At 41.3% G+C, this 21,267-nt stretch carries 19 protein-coding genes and 1 tRNA gene; 5 read left to right on the top strand and 15 right to left on the bottom strand.

Features of this window, described 5'->3' with window-relative positions:
• The first annotated feature begins 3 nt into the window (after nucleotides 1-3).
• Nucleotides 4-1,692 (top strand): single-stranded-DNA-specific exonuclease RecJ, encoded by a 1,689-nt coding sequence (gene recJ / locus EO132_RS02115; protein ID WP_127136383.1) that lies wholly within the window; start codon nucleotides 4-6, stop codon nucleotides 1,690-1,692.
• Between the two features lie 6 nt (nucleotides 1,693-1,698).
• A complete protein-coding gene (locus EO132_RS02110; protein ID WP_127136382.1) occupies nucleotides 1,699-2,958 on the top strand; it encodes an MFS transporter in 1,260 nt (419 codons plus the stop codon).
• Here EO132_RS02110 and EO132_RS02105 read toward each other — a convergent pair.
• From EO132_RS02105 to EO132_RS02090, 4 genes are all read right to left on the bottom strand, one after another.
• Nucleotides 2,955-3,722, bottom strand: coding sequence for a UDP-2,3-diacylglucosamine diphosphatase (locus EO132_RS02105; RefSeq protein ID WP_127136381.1), 768 nt, complete (start codon nucleotides 3,720-3,722; stop codon nucleotides 2,955-2,957). The genes EO132_RS02110 and EO132_RS02105 overlap by 4 nt on opposite strands.
• A gap of 231 nt (nucleotides 3,723-3,953) precedes the next feature.
• Nucleotides 3,954-4,721, bottom strand: a complete 768-nt coding sequence (locus EO132_RS02100; RefSeq protein ID WP_127136380.1) for an enoyl-CoA hydratase/isomerase family protein — start codon at nucleotides 4,719-4,721, stop codon at nucleotides 3,954-3,956.
• A 34-nt stretch (nucleotides 4,722-4,755) separates the two neighbouring features.
• Nucleotides 4,756-6,090, bottom strand: coding sequence for an MATE family efflux transporter (locus EO132_RS02095; protein ID WP_127136379.1), 1,335 nt, complete (start codon nucleotides 6,088-6,090; stop codon nucleotides 4,756-4,758).
• 12 nt (nucleotides 6,091-6,102) lie between these two features.
• Entirely contained in the window at nucleotides 6,103-6,603 is a 501-nt protein-coding gene (locus EO132_RS02090) for a GNAT family N-acetyltransferase (protein ID WP_127136378.1), read from the bottom strand.
• A gap of 53 nt (nucleotides 6,604-6,656) precedes the next feature.
• Between EO132_RS02090 and EO132_RS02085 the strand changes: the two genes are divergently transcribed.
• Nucleotides 6,657-7,454 carry a universal stress protein gene (locus EO132_RS02085; protein WP_127136377.1) on the top strand — a complete coding sequence of 266 codons (798 nt, stop codon included), beginning with the start codon at nucleotides 6,657-6,659 and terminating at the stop codon, nucleotides 7,452-7,454.
• Nucleotides 7,455-7,511: 57 nt separating this feature from the next.
• A tRNA-Ala gene (locus EO132_RS02080) sits at nucleotides 7,512-7,585 on the top strand.
• A gap of 382 nt (nucleotides 7,586-7,967) precedes the next feature.
• Here EO132_RS02080 and EO132_RS19515 read toward each other — a convergent pair.
• The 11 genes from EO132_RS19515 to EO132_RS19695 form a co-directional block, all read right to left on the bottom strand.
• Entirely contained in the window at nucleotides 7,968-8,174 is a 207-nt protein-coding gene (locus EO132_RS19515) for a GDCCVxC domain-containing (seleno)protein (protein WP_099546397.1), read from the bottom strand.
• Nucleotides 8,174-8,776, bottom strand: a complete 603-nt coding sequence (gene merTP, locus EO132_RS02070; RefSeq protein WP_099546398.1) for a mercuric transport protein MerTP — start codon at nucleotides 8,774-8,776, stop codon at nucleotides 8,174-8,176. Before merTP ends, EO132_RS19515 begins: the two co-directional genes overlap by 1 nt.
• Nucleotides 8,777-8,788: 12 nt before the next feature.
• Complete coding sequence (locus EO132_RS02065) at nucleotides 8,789-9,160, bottom strand: ArsR/SmtB family transcription factor (RefSeq protein ID WP_116216553.1); 372 nt, start codon at nucleotides 9,158-9,160, stop codon at nucleotides 8,789-8,791.
• Nucleotides 9,161-9,334: 174 nt separating this feature from the next.
• Nucleotides 9,335-10,459, bottom strand: coding sequence for a DUF4238 domain-containing protein (locus EO132_RS02060; protein ID WP_116216552.1), 1,125 nt, complete (start codon nucleotides 10,457-10,459; stop codon nucleotides 9,335-9,337).
• A 29-nt stretch (nucleotides 10,460-10,488) separates the two neighbouring features.
• A complete protein-coding gene (locus EO132_RS02055) occupies nucleotides 10,489-12,453 on the bottom strand; it encodes a heavy metal translocating P-type ATPase (protein ID WP_116216551.1) in 1,965 nt (654 codons plus the stop codon).
• Nucleotides 12,454-12,486: 33 nt separating this feature from the next.
• A complete protein-coding gene (locus tag EO132_RS02050; RefSeq protein WP_181898143.1) occupies nucleotides 12,487-13,278 on the bottom strand; it encodes a cation efflux transmembrane domain-containing protein in 792 nt (263 codons plus the stop codon).
• A 27-nt stretch (nucleotides 13,279-13,305) separates the two neighbouring features.
• Complete coding sequence (locus tag EO132_RS02045; RefSeq protein ID WP_116216550.1) at nucleotides 13,306-13,728, bottom strand: Fur family transcriptional regulator; 423 nt, start codon at nucleotides 13,726-13,728, stop codon at nucleotides 13,306-13,308.
• Nucleotides 13,721-14,362: a cation diffusion facilitator family transporter gene (locus EO132_RS02040; protein WP_116216549.1), complete on the bottom strand. Its 642-nt coding sequence runs from the start codon at nucleotides 14,360-14,362 to the stop codon at nucleotides 13,721-13,723. The genes EO132_RS02045 and EO132_RS02040 overlap by 8 nt, the downstream gene beginning before the upstream one ends.
• A 6-nt stretch (nucleotides 14,363-14,368) precedes the next feature.
• A complete protein-coding gene (locus tag EO132_RS02035) occupies nucleotides 14,369-15,598 on the bottom strand; it encodes an efflux RND transporter periplasmic adaptor subunit (RefSeq protein WP_116216548.1) in 1,230 nt (409 codons plus the stop codon).
• 6 nt (nucleotides 15,599-15,604) lie between these two features.
• On the bottom strand, nucleotides 15,605-20,026 hold the full coding sequence (locus EO132_RS02030) for a CusA/CzcA family heavy metal efflux RND transporter (protein ID WP_116216547.1): 4,422 nt from the start codon (nucleotides 20,024-20,026) through the stop codon (nucleotides 15,605-15,607).
• A gap of 125 nt (nucleotides 20,027-20,151) precedes the next feature.
• Nucleotides 20,152-20,409: a DUF6660 family protein gene (locus EO132_RS19695; RefSeq protein ID WP_313777864.1), complete on the bottom strand. Its 258-nt coding sequence runs from the start codon at nucleotides 20,407-20,409 to the stop codon at nucleotides 20,152-20,154.
• Between the two features lie 539 nt (nucleotides 20,410-20,948).
• On the opposite strand from EO132_RS19695, the gene EO132_RS02020 reads away from it, so the two are divergent.
• Nucleotides 20,949-21,218 (top strand): helix-turn-helix domain-containing protein, encoded by a 270-nt coding sequence (locus tag EO132_RS02020; protein ID WP_090292211.1) that lies wholly within the window; start codon nucleotides 20,949-20,951, stop codon nucleotides 21,216-21,218.
• Nucleotides 21,219-21,267: the final 49 nt, after the last annotated feature.

The following is a 21,267-nucleotide window of genomic DNA, read 5'->3' as shown; positions in this document are numbered from 1 at the left end:
AATATGCGCTGGACCATAAAACCAAGACCCGAACAAGAATCCATTGACCAACTTTCCAAAGCATTGGGAGTAGATGACTTGATTGCCCAATTATTGATTCAGCGAGGGATAACCAATTACGATGAAGCAAAGGCATTCTTCCGACCTGAATTGAATCATCTGCACGACCCTTTTTTGATGAAGGACATGCACAAAGCGGTTGAGCGGATTGAGCTAGCCATAGCCAACGGAGAAAACATTTTGGTGTATGGAGACTACGATGTGGACGGTACCACTTCGGTAGCTTTGATGAGTTCCTATTTATTGGAAACCTACCCAAATGTGGCGACCTACATCCCTGATCGCTATTTGGAAGGATACGGAGTTTCGTTCCAAGGAATCGATTTTGCTGCCGATAACGATGTCAGCCTCATGATTGCGCTGGATTGCGGCATCAAGGCCATTGACCAAATAAAATACGCCAAGGAAAAGGGAATAGATGTAATCGTTTGTGATCACCACCGACCGGGATCGGAACTTCCCGATGCCGTAGCGGTGCTGGACCCCAAACAAGCAGATTGCGAATATCCGTACAAGGAACTTTGTGGTTGCGGGGTTGGCCTTAAATTGATTCAGGCCTTGGGCTCCAGACAAGGTAAGACCATGGACGACCTGATACTGTATCTGGATTTGGTGGCTACGGCCATTGCCGCGGATATTGTGCCGATTACTGGAGAAAACCGTGTGCTGGCCTACTATGGGTTGATGGTCATCAATGAAACCCCTCGAATAGGAATCAAGGCATTGATCGATCAGACCAAAAAGCGGGAACTTACCATAACCGATGTAGTGTTTATCATTGCGCCCCGAATCAATGCGGCTGGACGGATGAAACATGGTCAACATGCCGTAAACTTACTTACCGAGACCGACTTTGCGCAAGCACAACAGTTTGCCTCAGAAATAGAACTGTTCAATACCGAACGAAGAAGCTTGGACCAAGAAATCACGCAAGAAGCCTTGGTCCAAATCCAAGAAAACCAAGAAGAGGATAAGTTTACCTCGGTGGTCTATAATCAAAACTGGCACAAAGGTGTTATTGGTATAGTGGCATCACGATTAACAGAGACATACTACAGGCCCACACTGGTCTTTACCAAGAGCGGGGATAAATTGGCAGCTTCCGCACGATCGGTAAAAGGGTTTGATATCTACAATGCCCTTGAAGGCTGTTCGGATTGTCTGGAACAGTTTGGGGGACACATGTACGCAGCGGGTCTTACCTTATTGGAAGAGCAATACGAAGAATTCAAAAGACAGTTTGAGAAAGTAGTTTCGGAAACCATCGACCCCAAATTATTGCAACCCGAGATTGCCCTGGATGCCAAGATTTCCATGCATCAGATTACACCAAAATTAATGCGAATCTTAAAGCAATTTGCCCCGTTTGGCCCTGGGAATATGACTCCCATTTTTATGGCCGAAAGCTTAAAGGACACTGGTTATGCCCGTGGCGTTGGGGAAGGTGAAAAACACTTAAAATGCAGTCTCTATCAACCAGGTTCCAATCCCATTGGGGGCATTGGGTTCAATTTAGGCGACAAATTGGATATAGTTAAGGGCATAAAACCATTTGATGCCGTATTTTCGTTGGATGAAAATGAATGGAATGGAACGGTGAGCCTTCAACTAAAACTAAGAGATATTCGCTAGCAATTTATGGACCCCTACGCAGCTCTACGCTATAAGGAATTCAACATATTTTTGATTGTACGTTTTGCCATGGTATTTGCATGGTCCATGCAGTTTATTGTGATTGAATGGCAGGTATACTCCTTGACAAAGGACCCGCTTTCGCTTGGTATTATCGGTTTGATGGAAGTGATTCCTGCGGTGAGCATGGCCTTATTCGCCGGACATATCGTAGATCAAAAAGAAAAACGAAACCTATTGATTACCTGTATTGCCGGGTTCTCTGTAATAAGTCTTGGACTGTTCTTGTTGAGCTGGCCCGGACTTGAAGAGTCATGGGAATCCAAAACCATACTTTACTCCATTTATGCCTTGGTTTTCTTGGGCGGATTTGTACGCTCGTTTTTGGGTCCGACCATATTCTCATTGATCGCGCTGATTGTTCCCAAAAAAATATATCCGAATGCCGCTACGTGGAGCAGTTCCACATGGCAATTGGCCTCGGTTTTGGGTCCGGCGCTGGCGGGTTTTTCCATTAGTTGGATTGGAGTACATTGGAGCATGTGCGTTATTTTCGGTTTCTCTTTGTTCGCTTTGATTTTCCTCTTCCAAATCCCCAGAAAACCCATTATGAACCCAAAAATCGGCGAGCCCGTTTTTCAAAGTTTGAAAGATGGACTCAAGTTTGTTTTTGGCAACAAGGCCATTTTTGGAGCCTTAACTTTGGATATGATTGCTGTGCTTTTTGGTGGTGCCGTGGCGCTTTTGCCTGTTTATGCACAGGATATTCTGCACGTGGGCTCGGAAGGTTTCGGGATTTTACGGGCGGCCCCAGCTGTAGGAGCTTCCATTACCATGTTGGGATCTACAAGATTTCCTTTGCATAAAAATGCGGGTAAAAAATTATTGATGGCTGTGTTTGCCTTCGGTATCTGTATCATAGTTTTTGGATTATCGGAATTGTTTTGGCTATCCGTGATTGCTTTGTTCCTCAGTGGTGCTGTGGATGGGGTTTCCATGATCATACGTCAGACTATTTTACAATTAAAGACACCTGACAATATGCGCGGCAGGGTGGCTTCAGTAAACTCTATGTTCGTAGGTTCCTCCAACGAGTTGGGTGCTTTTGAAAGTGGATTGGCGGCCAAATTATTGGGAACGGTAACGGCCGTGGTGTTTGGTGGATGCATGACACTTTTGACCGCAGGTACAACAGCAATTGTTTCTCCGACCTTTAGACGATTGGACCTTCAAAAAGACATTGAAGACCACGAAAAGGAAGATTAGTCTTCCAATTTCTCCAAGGCCAACTTTTCTCCATCAAAAACGGCATAGGTAAAATAGGAAATCCAATCCCCTAAATTGGTGTAGGTCGATTTTTCGTTGAGTTTGATTTCCATCGGTAAGTGACGGTGGCCAAAAATAAAATGGTCATAGTGCTGCTGTTCCAGTTTGCGCTTGGCATATAAAATCAACCATTCTTTATCCTCTCCTAAAAAGGTAGCATCGGCATCTCCAGAAATAACCTTGTTGTTCACGGATAGATGTTGACCCAATCGAACGCCCAAATCAGGGTGTAACCATTTAAAAAACCATTTGGCCACAGGATTGGTGAACACCTTTTTCATCCGTTTGAATCCTTTATCTTGCGGTCCCAATCCATCGCCATGGCCAATAAAAAAGGAAGTTTCGTTGATAAGAAACTGCTGTGGTTTGTGGTACACTGGAATGTTGAGTTCTTCCTCAAAATAACCGTTCATCCAAAGATCGTGGTTGCCGACAAAATAGGTAATGGGAATGCCCATATCCGACAGCTCGGCCAACTTTCCAAGAGTCCTGGTGAAACCTTTGGGCACCACGGTCTTGTACTCAAACCAAAAGTCGAAAAGGTCGCCCATTAAAAAAATGGCCGCGGCATCCTCCTTTATGGAATCCAGCCAAGCCACAAACTTTTTCTCACGGGGCAAACTATCCTTTCGGGTAGGTGCCCCGAGGTGGTTATCGCTCGCGAAATAGACTTTTTTGCCTTTAGGCAGGGCAATGTTCTTCATTTATTTTTTGTAACGTCGGTTGCTTCGTATCCTGTTGACCACATATACCACGATTACAAAAAGGGCCAATATGGGGAAAATCAAATCATTCATTTGTAAACTTTTTTAATTCTTCTCTTACTCAAAATCGTCATGTTGAACTTGATTCAGCATCTCACAACCATTTTTTTTTGATGTTACCCTGAAACCAGTTCAGGGTAACGTGTATTTTTATAATTAGATGACATTCCGCTACTTTTTAAACTTTTCCAATGCTTTTTTAGTATTTGGAGAGAGGGCCAATCTCCCGGATGCTTCGGCACGTTCCAACAGTAGGTTGTCCCAATGCTCTGTTCCTTCCCACAATACGTTCTTCATTTCGGCTAAGGCTTCGGGATTATAAGTCGCCAGTTTCTGGAGGTGAATGTCCAGTTCCTTGTCCATTTCGGAAATGGAATCGTATACCTTGGCATAAAGACCTTGTTCTTTGGCCCAATACGCGTTTTTCCACTCCGTGGGATACAAGGTAAGCTCGGCGAGTGCGGCTTTTCCCATTTTGCGTTCCACAGCGGGAGCAATGACGAACGGACCTATTCCTATGGAAATCTCGGATAGTTTGATGGCTGCCTGTTCGGTGGCATGAACATAATCACAAGCTGAGGCCAATCCGACCCCACCACCAACGGTTTTTCCTTGCACTCGACCAATAATCGGTTTGGGACATTTGCGCATGGCATTGATGACATTGGCGAAGCCGCTGAAAAACTGTTTGCCTTCTTCCAAATTGGAAACGGCCACCAGTTCATCAAAAGAAGCTCCTGCACAAAAGGCTCTTTCCCCTTCGGACTTTAAAACAATTACCGAAACCTCATCGTTTGTACCAAGTTGGTCAAATTCCTTGGCGAGTCGGGCCAAAAGTTCGGACACAAAGGAGTTGCTTGCCGGATGGCCAAATTCTACCGTGGCAATCCTGTTTTCTATGTGTGTGTATAAACTTCCGTTGGTTCTGTCTGTTGTCATTCAAATTGATTATCAGATGTCTTTGAGCACTAAATTAAGGGTTTTGCACCAAGGGTCTGAACTTTCGTCTAAATTTCCAGACCAGGGAGAATCCGCGAATCATCATCCAGACCACAAAGGCAATCCAAATAGCGTAAAAACCGAGCCCTAAATACATGCCCAAATAAAGACAGGGAATGAACCCTAAAAAAGTGGCGGCCAAAAGTACGTTTCGAAGGTATTTCATTTCGCCCATGCCTTTGAAAATACCATCAAAAATAAAGGCCAGGGTATTCATGGGCAGTCCCAGAATCACAATATAAAAAATGCTGTAAAAAGTGTTGAGCACTATTTCTTCATTGGAAAAAAGATGACCGATGGGTCGATAAAAAATAAACCCGAAGCACATGAGTGCGAGACTTACGATCATACCGTATTTGAATATCGTCTTGGCCAATTTCCATAAACCATCATAATCGGCGGCTCCCAATAGTTTTCCGCCCATACTGTTGCCCGCTGCTGCATAGCCATCAATAAAGAATGCGGCGAACAACCAAAGGTTGACAGCGATGGTGTGCGCACCTATAAAACGGTCGCCCAGTGTGGTGGCTTCGCGAACGGCCAGCATTAAAGCGGCATTCAGGGCCAAGGTCCTTACAAAAAGGTTGAGGCTCATAAAAATGAGTCGCTTGATCTCTTTGTTCAACGGAAAGGTCAGCTTCATGCTGATTTCTGTTTTTTTCAACAGCAAGATGAAGGCCATGATGGCCATAATGGCCTGGGCAATTAAACTGGCCCAAGCGGCTCCTTCTAAATACAATGCGGGAATAAGTCCGTCGATGCCATACACCAAAACAAAGTCCAACAGGATATTGAGACCTGCCCCCAGCATGGCAATGACCATTGGATAAAAGGTGTTCTGCAGTCCACGGAAGATGCCAAACACAGCAAAGGTGAACAGGGTTAGCGGGAATCCCCAAACCCGAATGGAGTAATAGGAAACGCAATATTCCAAGATTTTTCCCGACGCGTTGAAAAGCGCAAAAATCTCTTCAATCACAAAAATGGTGGTAAGCAGTACTACGAGACTCAAAACAATGTTCAGGAAAATGGCCTGTGCGGGCATATTTTTAACCTCGTCCAATCTTTCAGCACCCAAATATTGTGATATTATGGCGGAAATGGAGCTACGGGTCTGACCGAGCACCCAAATGAGCATGGACAAAAAGGAACCGACAATACCTGCCGCTGCCAAAGACTCCAGTCCATCCACGGGAATATTGCCCACAATGGCCGTGTCCGTAATGGAGAGGATGGGTTCGGCAATGCCCGAAATGGTCGCGGGAATCGCCAGTTGGTTGATACTCTTAAAATTTACCTGTGTGCTCAAATCGGGCGCAAGTTACAGCACTAATTCATAACAATGAAAAGGATGCCCGCTTTGTTTGGGAAAGTAGATATCGTCCAATTTTTGATACCCTCTTTGTTCGTAAAAGCGCTGGTTTCTTTTGTTCTGCGAAAAGGTATCGAGCCGTACCGAGATAAAGTTGTTATCTCTTGTGTAGTTTTCCGCAAAATCCATCATTTGTTGGGCCAGTCCCTTGCCTTGAAGTTCGGGGTCAACAGATAGGCGATGGATATATGTGCTGTTACCATTAGGGGTAAGCCATTGGATGGGCTTGTATTCTTCGTCCATCAATGTGGATATGACAATGGTGCCTTGGATGGTATTGTTTTCCTCGATCACAAAAAGCTCATCACGCTCAATGTCTTGGATGAATGCCTCTTTGGTAGGGTAGTGCTCATTCCATTGAAAAATGCCGTTCTCCTTCATTTTTATAGCACAGGCTTTGGTTATGGTCAAGATATCGGGGATTTCAGATATCTTTGCGCGTCTTATCATTGATTCGTTTCAATTTAATTGTAAATTTAAGGTTTAATCGTAATCACCAAACCATGAACAACATACTTGTACCCATTGGAACTTCTCCTAATGCTGCGCAGACATTGCAATACGCGGTTGACTTTGCCTCGGAATTCGGGGCCATGATCTACGTTATGGATGTGTTCGCAGTGACCACGGCGGTAGGAAGCTTGGCCAATGTGGAAGAGAAGGTTGCCAAGAGCAGCAAGGAACATTTAAAAGAAGTGATCAACCAAGTGGACACCAAAGGTGTTGAGATAAAAATGGCCACCTACAATGGCGATATTATCGATGGATTAAAAAGCATTAACAAAGAACTTGGCATAGACTTGATCATTATTGCGCCCAGAAGTAATGATATTCAGGAAGAGCTTTATTTGGGGAACACTTCGGGAAGAATCATCAAACAGACCGAAATTCCTACTTTGATTGTTCCAAAGGGAACAACGTTTAAGCCTGCAAAAAAAATATTGACCGCTTTTGGCTCGGGTATTTTGAAGCGTAGCAGTATTTTGAACCCTTTGATCATCATCAAAAACAAGTTTAGGTCAGAAGTGAGCCTATTATTGGTAAAAAGGCCAGGATATACAGAGGACGATCTTAAAGTGAACACCGCTTTGATGGATTTAAGCTCACAATTGACCATTACAGAGAACGGAACTACCTATTTGGGGGTAACGGAGTATTTCCAAAAAGAGCATCCGGATATGTTGTGCGTATTCCGAAGAAAGCGAGGGTTCTTTAAAAAGCTATGGGAAAAGAACACCATTCAGAAATCGGAGTTCTTCGTTAAGATACCGGTATTGGTATTGAGCGTTAAAAAAGATTAAGGAAGCAGCGCAATTTTTGATACTTTCAGAAAAAAGTATTTCCTTTGCGCTCTCTTTGGGGGATTAGCTCAGTTGGCTAGAGCGCTTGCCTGGCAGGCAAGAGGTCACCGGTTCGAATCCGGTATTCTCCACAGTAACAGTAAGGCTTCAAGAGTTTTTAACTTTTGGAGCTTTTTTCATTTGCACGCAATTTGCACGCAAAACTGGTTTTAAATTAAGCTCGGTATTATTTGATTCAAATTGGGCTATTTCTATGCTTTTTAATCCTTTATAGCATAATTTTTTGAAAAAGTATCACATTTATTACATGCGTTAGCTTCAGTATTAGATTTATGAATCTAAGTCCCATAAAAGGTCAATTAACGAAACAAATAAAAGAGACCACAAATGTGACCGAATGACAACAGAATTTTTGAAATAGAAAAGAAGTTCAAAAAAAGGGCCGTTAAAATGAACTGTTTTTAAATGCACCGAAAAAGTTTTCTTTTACTAGAGAACTGTGTAGGCAATCAATCAGCAACAATCTTCGTTATTCTGAATAGGTGGACAAGCGACAGTACCGTAGGAACAAAAGACACAACAATCCCCTTCTTTTGGCTTAAGGACTTTTTTGCAATTGTCACATTCATAAAAGAATTGACAGGCCGTTGTTGGCATTTCCTCTTCTTTTTCAAGCCCGCAATTTGGGCAAGTAATTGTTGATATTAACTGAGGTCTCATTATTTGACTACTTTATAAGCTGTACTGTTTATGGCTTTTTTGATTGCGGGCAAATCGGTTTTGGTCTTGTCAAATTCCACTATGGTGTTGGCATTTTCGTAGCTGGTTTTTACCGAAATAATTCCATCCAACTTATTGACTTCACTTTCTACGTGTGCCTCACAACCCACACAAGTCATTCCCTCAACATAAAACGTGTGCTTTTCGATATTGGATTGAGAGACATAGACGATGTCCTTTGTGGGCTGTGCATAAAATAAGTTGGAATAGTACGGGAAGGCCAGCATCAATCCCGAAAATACGGTTACGATGAACAAAAATTGTTTGGATTGCCAAAATGTAGGTTTCGCATCATCGTCACAGGCACAATCTATTTCTTCCTTTGTTTTTGGCCGTAATTTCTGATACCATGCAAATACCAAAACAATAATGGTCAAGCCGATAAAATAGGGTCTAAACGGCTCGACCCAGGAAAAGGTAGATGCAATGCCGCTTGTTCCAGCAATCAGTGCCAAGACAGGGGTAATACAGCATATTGATGCTGCAACTGCGGTAAAAATACTGGTATAGGCCGCGGTGTTTGAAGTATTATTCGATGCCATAATTTAAACTTTCTAAGCTGTTTTCTTTCTTATCGAAATTGAACTGAAAATTCCATTTAAAACATTATCCTCACTCTTTACCAACGAATAATATAATGTTTGACCTTCACGTCTCGATGTGATAATTCCTGCATCCTTCATTTTACGGATATGTTGGGATACCGCGGGGACACTCATTTCAAGAATGTCAGCAATATCGCAAGGACACAATTCATTTTCTATGTTCAAAAGAAATAGGATTTTCAGTCGTACCTCACTTCCGGCAAGGGCCAAAATTTTGCTCATGGCCTTAAAACTATCGGAAGAATTTTCTATTGTCCTCTTGCACCGTGATATTTGTTTATGGTCGGCTTCATTCCGGGTACAGGTTATTTCCAAGCTCATCAATTTTAACTTAACGCGTCTACAAATATATCATTATTTAAGCAAATACTTATATACTAAAACTGTAGACATATTATTTAGGAAGTTGGATTGGTTCTTTGTTTTAGTTTTTATAGACGAATGCCTACCGAGTTTTTGTAGCACCAGTGAAAAAAATAGGGGACTATGATATTTCTATTTCGGATTCTGATTCCAATGTCCGGCAGCAATAAGTAGCCTTTTCATTTGAATAAGTTGGTCTTCATCTTTGAAATATTCATGACTTAGCATTTTTCTCAGTTGACCAACGGTTTCTTTTGAAGTTAATCCCTTTTTTTCAAAAAGTTCGGTAAATTTCTGAAGTTGCTCTAACTTGTACTTTGCCTTTTCAACAAATTGTTCCCCATTTTCAGAATCCTCGTAACTCGATTGAATTTCAAAATGTCGTTCTATCGTACCCGGTTTTCCAATTATCAATTTCTCAGCATTAATCTGAACGATTCCATTTGTAGTAAAAACATAGTCCCTATCGTGAACCATCCTATTAATTCTGGTTTGACCATCAGCAATACTGTTTGGAAAGATTTCTAAGTAGTATTTGGTATCTAAAGGCAAAGTTATTACTGAGTCAGGATTAAAAAGGCCTTCAAATCGAGTTGATTTTACGCCGCGTATTGATACCGGATTATCGCAAGTAATTAATGGTGCATCCTCATCATTGATTCGGTGGACATTTATAGTACAATCATATTTGAAATCCACAAATTCTTTCCATTTTTCCAAATGTTGAACCAAGAATTTAATCCTGTTACGCTCTTTAAATTCGTGTCTAACTTTACCAATATCCTTAATATTGAATTCGTGCTTTTCTTCTTCAAATGTAAATTTCACATCGCCGTTTTCGTCGGCGTACAATAACATTCTATCTAAAATTTGGTCGGTAAATGCGTTCTGATGATTAAGAAACCTCGGGGTTCTAAAATAAAGGGATAGGCAGACGTATAGTACTTGCCTTTTTTGCTCAGAGGTCAATATCTTCACATTTTCATCGACAAGTAGTTTATAAATCTTAGGGAATTCAGAATCGACGTGTTCGGCATAATGATATTCCAAATCGTATTTCCTATCAATCTCGGCATTCGGAATCGTATAAAGATTTTTCTGAAAGCAAATACTTTTTGTACTAATCTGTTCAAGAAGCAAATCATCTTCCAATCTGTAAGCATCAACAAAATAGTTGCCGTTATTACCTTCAACACCAAAATTTTTCAGGTAAGACCGTGGTATGTATTGTTGCTTGATGGGTTCGTTTTTAGCCATACATGAAATAATGAATTTTCATGAATGTACTAATTCCATTCCATCTTCTGCAATCGTATCGCATTCAATATAGCCAAAAACGCCACACCCACATCAGCAAAAACAGCTTCCCACATTGTCGCTAATCCACCTGCACCGAGAATGAGGACTATGACCTTGACACCAAATGCAAGCGCAATATTTTGCCAGACAATTCGTCGCGTTGAACGACCAATTTTAATCGCTCTTGCAATCTTACTGGGTTGGTCGGTCTGTATGATAACATCGGCTGTTTCTATAGCAACGTCGCTACCCAAACCACCCATTGCAATACCTACACCACTTGCTGCCAAAACGGGTGCATCGTTAATACCATCGCCAATAAATGCTACTTTGGTTTCGGGTTGCTTTTTGAGCTCTTCAACCTCATTGAGTTTATCTTCAGGCAACAGTCCGCCTTTTGCCCAATCGATTTTCAACTCTTTTGCAACCTGTTGTGTAATTGAGTCTTTGTCACCCGATAGCATTATAATTTTGGAAATTCCTGCATCCCTAATTTGTTTAATGGCTTGGTGCGCATCATCCTTTAATTCATCTGCAATGGTAACATAACCTGCAAATGTTCCATCTATGGACACCATAACGATTGATTCTACAATACCATCTGTTTCCGAAGGGACTTCTATGCTGTTTGAGGTCATCAAGGCTTTGTTACCTACCAATACCGTTTTCCCGTTGACCTTTCCTTTCAATCCCTTTCCGGCAACTTCCGATACATCTGTCGCTTCATAATCTGACCCGTCCGCTTTGTATTCGAGAATTGCTTTTGCGATGGGATGAGTAGATTGTTCTTCCATCGCCATCAGGTATTTCATAAATTCGGCTTCCTCAAATGTGATGGAATTGATTTCCTTGATTTTAAAAACGCCTTTGGTAACGGTTCCTGTTTTGTCCATTACGACCGTGTTTACTTGGGTCATTGCATCCAAAAAGGATGCACCCTTGAATAGAATACCGTTTCGCGATGCCGCACCCAATCCGCCAAAATAGCCCAGAGGAATGGAAATGACCAGCGCACAAGGGCAGGAAATTACGAGGAATATCAATGCTCGATAGAGCCAATCCCTAAATACATAATCATCTATAAAAAAGTAAGGCAGAAAAGTAAGTCCGATAGCGAGGAATACCACGATTGGTGTATAAATCCGTGCAAATTTTCTAATGAACAATTCGGTCTTTGATTTTCTGGCGGTTGCATTCTGCACCATATCCAAAATTCGTGCAATGGAACTGTCTTTAAATTCTTTTGTGGTTTCAATCTCGATTACGCCATCAAGATTTATGCTTCCTGCAAAAACAGTATCACCTTTAGCAATAGTATCAGGTTTGCTTTCGCCTGTCAAGGCAGCAGTATTAAAAGAACCCTTTTCAGAAAGCAGAATGCCATCAAGCGGAACTTTTTCGCCTACACGCACCTGTATCTTTTCGCCAATCTCAACAGTCTCGGGATTTACTGAAACAAAATCATCATCACGATAAACCAAAGCCTCATTGGGTCTTACATCGAGTAAGGCTTTTATATTTCCCTTAGCACGGTTAACGGCCGCATTTTGGAAGAGTTCGCCCACGGCATAAAATAGCATAACGGCTACACCTTCAGGGTATTCGCCTATGGCAAAAGCACCGAGGGTTGCAATGGACATTAAGAAGAATTCAGTAAAGAAATCCCCCTTTTTAATACTTTCCCAGCCTTCCTTTATTACAGGGAATCCCACAGGGATATAGGCTACCGTGTACCATACTACGCGAATCCATCCTTTGAAGAAAGGAAACGCATCAAAGTAATCAATAGCAATTCCGGCTATCAACATTACGAAGCTGAAAATAGCCGGTAGATAGGTTCTGAAATTTGAAATTTCTTCAGGGCTGCTATGGTTATGGCCATCGTCGTGACTGTGCTCGCCTTGTTGTTTTTTTGGTTCTAAGTCACGTAAGTTTATTTTTTTCTTTTTCATATGTTCTAATCAAGTTTGATATCATTTTAAAAACTACTTCGATAATTTCAATATTCTCAATGCACCGCGCATTACAAAAGTGAAAACGATGCCGCCAATCACTAAATCGGGCCATTTACTATTCAGAAAATAAACCAGCACCCCAGCTACTATAACACCACCATTAACAATAATATCATTGGATGTAAAAATGGCACTTGCCTGCATATGAGCCTCTTGACTCTTTGCCTTGTTGATGAGCCAGAGCGATATCAAATTACCTGCCAATGCGAAAATTGAAACGATAATCATCCATTGAAACAAGGGTGTTTCGGTATTGCTAAAAAACCTTCTCAAGACCTCTGCAAACCCAAGTGTTGCCAATGCCATCTGAAAGTATCCGCTGTATTTCGCAACCTTCTTTTTTCTTGAAATGGCACCGCCTACCGCAAATAGGCTTAATGCATATACGATGGAATCTGCCAGCATATCTAATGAGTCTGCCACAAGACCCATCGAAGAAGAAATCCAACCGGTGGTCATTTCGATAACGAAAAAGCCAAAGTTGATGCCCAAGACCCACCATAGGATTCTTTTTTGTTTGGATTGGTCTTCCATTACGGGTGGTTCGGCTTCTGTGGTTCCTTCTAAGGAATCCCCAAGTTTTAAGCTGGCTATAGACGTTTTTATCGCCTTGACGTCGTCCACGTGATATACTTCCAATTTTCTGTTTGGAATATCAAAATCCAAGTGTTTTACTTGAGCATAAGACTCTAACTTCATCCGAATCATCTGCTCTTCTGAAGGGCAGTCCATTTTAGTTATTATAAAAGTGCTTTTTTTCAAAATCAATCTAATTTGTTCGTTTGTTTATTAAAGTAAATTACTGCTGCATTTTTCGCATATTCCCGTAACCACGAGATTAACATCCTCTGCCAAATATCCATCTGGCAAATTGATATGCGGGATTTTTAGTTCCGTTAAACAAACTGTTTCGTCACAGTTAGTGCAATGAAAATGTAAATGCAAATCCTGTTCTATTTCACAATTACAGCCTTCTTCACAAAGTGCGTATTTAGAGATTCCAGTTCCGTCATCTATGTGATGCACCACGTTTTTTTCTTCAAACGTTTTTAGGGTTCGGTACAATGTGGTTCTATCCGCTTTTGCGAAAGCATTCTCAATATCAGTCAGGGCGATGGCGGCATCCCTATCGGCCATATACTTATAAATCAAGATGCGCATTGCGGTGGGACGCACGTTATGGTCATTTAATGTTTTTTCAATTTCAGTCATTTTGTGCGGTGTTATAATTGATATTTTTAGCTTTATTGTAGGCTTCATAGCCTTCTTTTGCAGCGTACGGAACGATAAGTAATGCCGCCACAGGATCTGCCCACCACCAGCCTAACCAGTTGACCAATAGCAATCCTATAAGTACGACCACGGTTTGGTATAAGCAAATAAAGGTGTCTTTAGCATCAGCCAGCAAGGCTGGACTGTCTAATTTCTTTCCATACTTTCTTTTGAAATAGATCAGGATAGGATTTACAACCAGGGAAACCAATAATATAATCAGTCCCATCGTGCTCCAGTTTGCGGTTTCTTTATTTATAAGCTTTGTAATGGAATCGTAGGAAATGAAAATACAGATGAGCGTAAAGGAAACTGCAATTACGTTTAACGTGATTTTTTGTCTTCGTTTTACTTTTTCTTCATCGATACCTTTAATCTCGCCGTGTAGTCGCCAGCCTAATGTTCCCGCACTAACCACTTCAATCGTGCTGTCCAATCCCCAACCTATCAGAGCCGAACTATTTGCTGTAAATCCAGCAATAAGCGAGACCGCAACTTCAATAACATCGTAGATGACGTTCCAAATCTGTAAGGTTCTTGCTACTTTTAAGTTTTTCTTTCTTTTTTCTTTCATTCCATTTTAATCATCGTCACCAAGTTCCCCTTTTTTCATCTCTCCCATAAGGTAATAGGCATTATTAAAGGCAAAATGAGTATTTGGGTCTGGGGTTTCAAAAAAACGTATGGCTATCCAGTCACCATCCTTCTCGCCCGTAGTGACTTCTACTGGTATAAAACTCCAAGTGTTGCCTTCCCTTTGCGCTTTAAACACATAATCCCTACCACCTTCTGTAATAATGGCACTTTCTGGTAATGCGGTTTCAGCGGTTTCATCGTTATCAACTTCAATCCTACCTTTAATGTACATTCCTGAGATAAGACCACCACCTTTGTTCTCAATTTCTGCGTGTACGTGCACCGCTTTAGGATCTTGCTCGAAGGTTTTTCCTACTGAATAAATTTCGGCAACGAGTTCCGTTCCTGGTCTTGATTGAACGCTAAATCGTACTTGTTGACCTTTCTTTACCCTATCAACATCTTTTTCGAAAACCATTAAATCTGCGTGTACGTGGTCTGTATCTACTATTTCCATTAGGTTGGTCTGTGGCTCCACATATTGTCCAGTTTTTATAAAAACTTTTTCTACAACCCCTGCAATGGGACTGCGCAATGCAACACGCTGGTAGATAGTGCCATTGCGCACGCCATTCACATTGATGTTGTACTGTCGCAATTGTGCTTCCAGCCCGTTTACCATTGCGGTAGATGACTGATAGTCTGCCGTTGCCTTTTGGAAATTCATACCAGATGCCACACCAGCTTCATAAAGCCTTTTTTGACGTTCGTATTCTTGTTTTAAAAACCGACTGTTGCTGTGTGCATTTAAGTAATCGCTCTGTATCTGTATGATGCTGGGATGTGAGAGATAGGCAACCGCTTGATTTTTTTTCACTTCATCACCTTCTATTACTTCTATGGATGCCACATTTGCTCCTGTTATGGCGGTAATGGATGCTTCGTTTTGGGGTGGTACTTCCAGCGTGCCATTTGCTTCTACATAACCGCTCATATAACGTTGTGAGAGCGTGTCAATTTCCATCTGTAAGGCTTCAAACTGCTGTGCCGTGAGCATTACTTCCTTAGTTTCGCCTTCCATATTATCTTCTTCATCTTCCCCTTCAGAGTGATTTTCTTCTGTTTCAGAATGGGTGGCTTCATCGTGGCCATCTTCAGTTTTTGACTCGCCACAGCTGAATAATGTCAATGCCATAAGCATTGTGGTAATCGGTATATATTTTAATTTTTTCATCTTTTTTTAGTTTTGGAAATATTGTAGTTTAAACAAGGCTTCTAAATAATTATCGAGTGCGTCCAGCGCATCCATTTCGGTCTGTATGGCATCACGTATAATTTGCGTGAATGCTGCATAATCAAGCGCACCTTCTTTGTAGGCGAGCAATGCGCCTTTGCGCTGGTCTATGGCAAGTGGCAGAGCTTCGGTTTTATAGAAAAACCAAGTATCTCGCCATCGTGTATAATTTTGCTGTGCTTGTGTATATTGGGATTGCAGCTCGCGTTGTTTGAATGCGGCATTGGTTTCTGCAATCTGTGCATCCAGTTTAGCAGCTTTTGCGCGGCTGCGGTCTGGGCCAGAAAACAGCGGTATGGAAATCCCTGCCTGATAGGTGTAGAAACCACTATCGCCATTTACACGTTGCAGGCCACCTTGCAGATTAAACTGGGGCAGTAAGCTTGCCCTTGCTGCATCATAGCTTGCTTGTGCTTCGTCTATACGCTTTCGCGAAAGCGATAACTCGGGATGTTCATCCAATGTATCATCAGTCTCTAACACCGAAATTTCGGTAGCTTCAAATTCATCAGCTACGGTGTACATCGTATCTGGTGTCAACCAAAGATTGAGTTTTTGTAATGCGATTAAATAATCTGTTTCTGCCTGCTGAAACCTGTTGGTTATCTGTAACGCTTGATTGCGCGCAGCAGCATATTCCAGTCTCGAAATGGCTTCGACTTCAAAATTGAGTTCTACAGATTGTGCAAATTGACCATAAATGCTGTCCAGTTCTCGATAAAGAACAAATTTCTTCTTTGCCTGAAAAGCTTCTGACCAGGCTTTTTTGACTTCCAGTTCTATCTGGATTTCAGATAGGTCAAAAGCTGTTTCGGCTAACTGGATGCGTTGTTGTTGCAAGCGTTTTTTGGCACCTATTCCCAATAGATCAATATTTTGTTGCCCGATACCTATCAAGGTATAAATGCCCTGACCATCTGCCACTTCTTCGCCACCTGTAAATACTTTAGTATTACCGAAGTCATAGGCATTGCCCGTGAGTGCGCTCTGTCTTTCTATTTCGAGTTGGCTCGTCTTGAGTGCTGGATAATTCTCTTTGGCAATTTCTACAGCCCGAGATAAGGTAATGGGTGTAATGCTATCCTGAACAATGAGGTCTGGCACAGGTGCTTGTGTTTGTTGCGCTTTCGCCAAAGCGGTACCACCTAACATAAAACCAAGTATTAAAATCGTGGTCAATGCTTGCGGATTAAACGAACCAATCTTGTTCTGGTCTTTGCGCTCACGTCGCTTTTCTATAAAGATATAGAGTACAGGAAGTACTATCAACGTGAGTAGGGTGGCCGTAAGCATCCCACCAATAACTACCGTAGCGAGCGGTTGTTGCACCTCTGCACCGGCTGATGTGGAAAATGCCATAGGTAAAAACCCAAAAATATCTGTGGTAGCCGTGAGCATAATGGGGCGAATACGTTCTTTAGTCCCTTGAAATATTCTATCCTTTATGCTTGTAACACCTTCTTCCTTTAAAGAATTAAATCGGTTAATAAGTACCAGCCCGTTAAGAACTGCGACACCAAATAGCACAATAAATCCTACACCTGCCGAAATACTAAATGGCATATCTCGAAGCCATAAAGCAAACACACCACCAATGGCCGCCAAGGGAATCGCGATGTAAATCATTAGCGATTGTGAAAAGGATTTTAAGGCAAAGTATAACAGTACAAATATCAAGAACAGGGCGATGGGCACAACAATTGTTAAACGATCCTTAGCGCTTTGTAGGTTTTCAAACTCTCCACCATAGGTAATATAATATCCTGATGGCAAGTCCAGTTCTTCATCTAACTTTTGTTGTATATCTTTTACAACAGACTCCACATCTCTGCCTCGTGCATTTACACCTACATAGGTTCTTCTATACGTATTGTCACGTGAGATTTGCATAGGTCCAGGCACGTATTCAATCTCTGCTATTTCAATAATGGGTACCTGGCTTCCATCCTTAAGATCGATGTACATCGTGCGCAGGTCATCAATACTTTTTCTATGGCTTTCATCAAATCGTACCACCAGATCAAATCGTTTCTCGCCTTCAAAAATGACGCCAGCGGTACCACCTGCAAAAGCAGTACTTATGTAATCATTTACTTTTTGAATATCCAGTCCATATTGCGCCATTTTATCTCGTCTGAACTTTACGGTCATTTGTGGTAGTCCAGCTGTACGTTCTGCACTCACATCGCCCGCGCCAGGAACGGTCTTTATAATAGCTGCCATTTCCTGAACCTTGTCTGATAACACCTCTAAATCTTCGCCATATAGCTTTACTGCAATATCCTCTCTTACGCCTTCTAAAAGCTCATTAAATCTTAATTCGACCGGTTGGGTAAATGATAAATTAACCCCGACGAGTTCATCATCCAGTTTATCCCTTATGGCTTCAATCAAACCTTCTTTAGTAGAAGCAGTTGTCCACTCGTCCATATCCTTATTAAGGATGATATACATATCTGCAATATCCATAGGCATAGGATCTGTAGGTATATCTGCCACACCCATACGTGCTGTTACCGTTTTAATTTCAGGAAAATTTTCTAATAGGATAGTTTCTATTTTCTTTGAAACTTCAATGGATTCTGTGAGCGAGCTTCCTGGTCTTATAAACGCCTGCATTGCTATATCTCCTTCATCGAGCTGCGGCACAAATTCTCCACCCATATTAGAAAATATAAATCCAGCAATAATAAGCAGAACAGCAGCAGATGATAACACGATAAGCTTAAGCCGTAGTGCGCCTTTTAATAATGGCTTATAAGCATTATGTATAGCACCAATAATTTTATCACTTATCTTTTCAAGCCAACGCTCAAATTTGCCAAACCAGCTTTTGGTGTTTTGAACTGGTTTCATAAAAAGCGCAGACATCATTGGGACATACGTAAGACACAGAATAATTGCACCTATCATAGCAAAACCAAAGGTGTATGCCATCGGTTTGAACATTTTACCCTCTACACCTGTAAGGAAAAGTATAGGTGTAAAAACTATAAGTATAATGATCTGCCCGAAAAAAGCAGAACCCATCATCGTGGTTCCGGCATCATAGGCTACTTTATCCATTACGCCTTGATTGAATTTTAGCTTTCCAGACCTAATCCGTTTTTGGATCTCATACACCGTTCCTTCTATAATAATCACGGCACCATCTATAATAATCCCAAAGTCTATAGCTCCCAAGCTCATTAAGTTTGCCCATACATTAAATTGCTTCATTAAGATAAAGGCAAAAAGCAAGGACAACGGTATGGTCGTGGCCGTTATGATGCCACCTCTTAAACTACCCAACAATAAAACAAGGGCAAATATCACGATTAGGGCACCTTCCAGTAAATTGGTTTTAACGGTATCGGTCGTTCTGGCAATTAGCTCACTACGATCAATGATAGGGGCGATAGTGAGACCTTCTGGCAGGGATTTTTCAATTTCTGCCATACGATTCTTAACATTTTGAATAACCGCATTAGGGTTTGAACCTTTTAGCATCATTATTATTCCTCCCACGGCTTCCTTACCGTCTTGCGTAAAAGCACCATAACGTACCTGATTCCCAAAATGGACGCGTGTTGCAACATCTCCAATAGTTACGGGAATGTTGCCCTCGTTAATAATCGAAATATCTTTAATGTCTTCCAAAGAGCGAATAAGACCTTCACCTCTTATGAAATTTGACATTTTATTTTTTTCTATGTAAGCACCGCCTGTATTCACATTGTTCCGAGCGAGAGCCTCATACACTTGTGAAATACTAATACCCAAACTATTCAACTTATCTGGGTTGACAGCGACCTCATACTGTTTAATACTGCCTCCATAAGAGTTGACCTCTACCACGCCTTCCAGTAATGTGAGTTGTCGTTTGATAACCCAATCTTGCACGGTGCGCAGTTCCATAGGCGAATACTTGTTTTCAAAACCCTCCTCTGGCTTTATAGTGTATTCATAGATCTGACCTAAACCAGTAGAGATGGGACCCATAGATGGACTTCCAAATTTTTCAGGGATAGATTCGCCCAGTTCGTTTAGTTTTTCCTGTACCAGCTGTCGAGGAAGATAGGTTCCCATATCGTCTTCAAAAACGATAGTAACTACGGAAAGGCCAAAGCGTGAGATAGATCTTATTTCTGTAACGCCTGGTAAATTACCCATAGATAGTTCTACGGGATAGGTTACGAACTGTTCAATATCTTCCGTTCCCAAATTGGGCGATTGTGTGATGACTTGCACTTGATTATTGGTAATATCTGGCACAGACCCAAGATTTACCGTTGCCATTGACCAGATACCGACACCTATAAGAGTCAATGTAAACAGACCGATTATAAATTTGTTATTGATTGAAAAATCAATGATTTTGTTAATCATAGATAAGGATGTTAATTCAGTTGAAATTCTTGTTGAGCACATTGAATAAAAAGCAATGCACAATGTTGACGAATCCAATAGATGGACACGTCAAAACAGGATATAGCTATCCTATGAAAACTGGATTATGCCCGAGGTGGCTGTAAAAGGGAAAGTGAAATATCCTTGCCCAAACTATCGAAGTGGATAAAATTTTCTAGCGAAACGATAGGCTCGATGGGTTCAAAAATAGCCAAACGGAAATCGATGGTATGTGAATGACAGCATTGGCACTGGCAGAATGGGGAACACAGTTCACAGTCTTGTCCGTGTTCGCCATCGAAATCCATTACAGAAACGACCTGTGTGCCTTCATCAACACTGCTGGCATCGCTACAAGGCACGAAATTGAGTGCCAGAAAGTAGATGGATAATATAATCGCAAAAAATTTCACCTTGCAAAGGTAAAAGAATTATAGTGCAATTGGGTTGCAAAGAATGGCTTTGAGCGTAGTTTTTTAAAAGGAACGATTTTCAAGACAGTATTTTTCAAAAAAGCACTAGACTTTCTTAAAGTAGTATCAAAGTATCAGACTTCATTAAGACAATCCAAAGATTAAAACATGCTTTTTTAAAGTGCCTATTTTCTAACTCCCCTAGTCTTAATTGTTGATAACTCTGCTTTCTTCCATTAAACCACCTATTTGCCCAAAATAAGAACAGTTCCATTTGGTATCAAATGAAACCAAATAAAACTAAGGGTTTATCAATACCATTATATTTGAACTATTTTAACATAAAAAACTGTATATCAATTATTTGTGAATAAAATCAATCGGTCAATCTTACTTTCCCTCCTCCTTATTTTTATCTTTATCCAAAGAATTCTTCAAAAGAAAACAAAAGCGCTTTTGTTCATTTCTAATCTTTAAAAAGAAATAAAATGGACAATTTTTTAATACTGGAACGGCTCGACCGTTTGGAAAGGCTATTGATCGCCAATAAAGAAGTGCTGACCTTCGATGAGACCTGTGACTATACCGGCATATCAAGAAGCTATCTGTACAAGCTTACCGCTGCGGGGCATATCCCGCACTCCAAGCCCAATGGAAAACTGATTTTCTTCGAAAGGAAAAAGATAGTGCGTTGGCTGCTGCAGAACCAACAGAAGCCTTTACCGGAAAGCAAAACGATCGGGGATTCGATTCCCTAGTCGAATTCCTCTTTAAATTATTTGTGGACTCACGATAATTTCATAGAAA

It is taken from the genome of Flagellimonas oceanensis (genome assembly GCF_003992595.1).
GTDB lineage: Bacteria > Bacteroidota > Bacteroidia > Flavobacteriales > Flavobacteriaceae > Flagellimonas > Flagellimonas oceanensis.
Note: the sequence above shows the minus strand (reverse complement) of the source record. Positions and strands in the feature narration are given on the sequence as shown.

What these genes read in the sequence shown, in the direction of transcription:
- EO132_RS02035 (WP_116216548.1), bottom strand. Translation starts at nt 15,598, where the DNA reads ATGAAAAAATTAAAATATATACCGATTACCACAATGCTTATGGCATTG.
- EO132_RS02020 (WP_090292211.1), top strand. Translation starts at nt 20,949, where the DNA reads ATGGACAATTTTTTAATACTGGAACGGCTCGACCGTTTGGAAAGGCTA.
- EO132_RS02085 (WP_127136377.1), top strand. Translation starts at nt 6,657, where the DNA reads ATGAACAACATACTTGTACCCATTGGAACTTCTCCTAATGCTGCGCAG.
- EO132_RS19515 (WP_099546397.1), bottom strand. Translation starts at nt 8,174, where the DNA reads ATGAGACCTCAGTTAATATCAACAATTACTTGCCCAAATTGCGGGCTT.
- merTP (WP_099546398.1), bottom strand. Translation starts at nt 8,776, where the DNA reads ATGGCATCGAATAATACTTCAAACACCGCGGCCTATACCAGTATTTTT.
- EO132_RS02105 (WP_127136381.1), bottom strand. Translation starts at nt 3,722, where the DNA reads ATGAAGAACATTGCCCTGCCTAAAGGCAAAAAAGTCTATTTCGCGAGC.
- EO132_RS02065 (WP_116216553.1), bottom strand. Translation starts at nt 9,160, where the DNA reads ATGAGCTTGGAAATAACCTGTACCCGGAATGAAGCCGACCATAAACAA.
- EO132_RS02030 (WP_116216547.1), bottom strand. Translation starts at nt 20,026, where the DNA reads ATGATTAACAAAATCATTGATTTTTCAATCAATAACAAATTTATAATC.
- recJ (WP_127136383.1), top strand. Translation starts at nt 4, where the DNA reads ATGCGCTGGACCATAAAACCAAGACCCGAACAAGAATCCATTGACCAA.
- EO132_RS02100 (WP_127136380.1), bottom strand. Translation starts at nt 4,721, where the DNA reads ATGACAACAGACAGAACCAACGGAAGTTTATACACACACATAGAAAAC.
- EO132_RS02060 (WP_116216552.1), bottom strand. Translation starts at nt 10,459, where the DNA reads ATGGCTAAAAACGAACCCATCAAGCAACAATACATACCACGGTCTTAC.
- EO132_RS02090 (WP_127136378.1), bottom strand. Translation starts at nt 6,603, where the DNA reads ATGATAAGACGCGCAAAGATATCTGAAATCCCCGATATCTTGACCATA.
- EO132_RS02045 (WP_116216550.1), bottom strand. Translation starts at nt 13,728, where the DNA reads ATGACTGAAATTGAAAAAACATTAAATGACCATAACGTGCGTCCCACC.
- EO132_RS02040 (WP_116216549.1), bottom strand. Translation starts at nt 14,362, where the DNA reads ATGAAAGAAAAAAGAAAGAAAAACTTAAAAGTAGCAAGAACCTTACAG.
- EO132_RS02110 (WP_127136382.1), top strand. Translation starts at nt 1,699, where the DNA reads ATGGACCCCTACGCAGCTCTACGCTATAAGGAATTCAACATATTTTTG.
- EO132_RS02055 (WP_116216551.1), bottom strand. Translation starts at nt 12,453, where the DNA reads ATGAAAAAGAAAAAAATAAACTTACGTGACTTAGAACCAAAAAAACAA.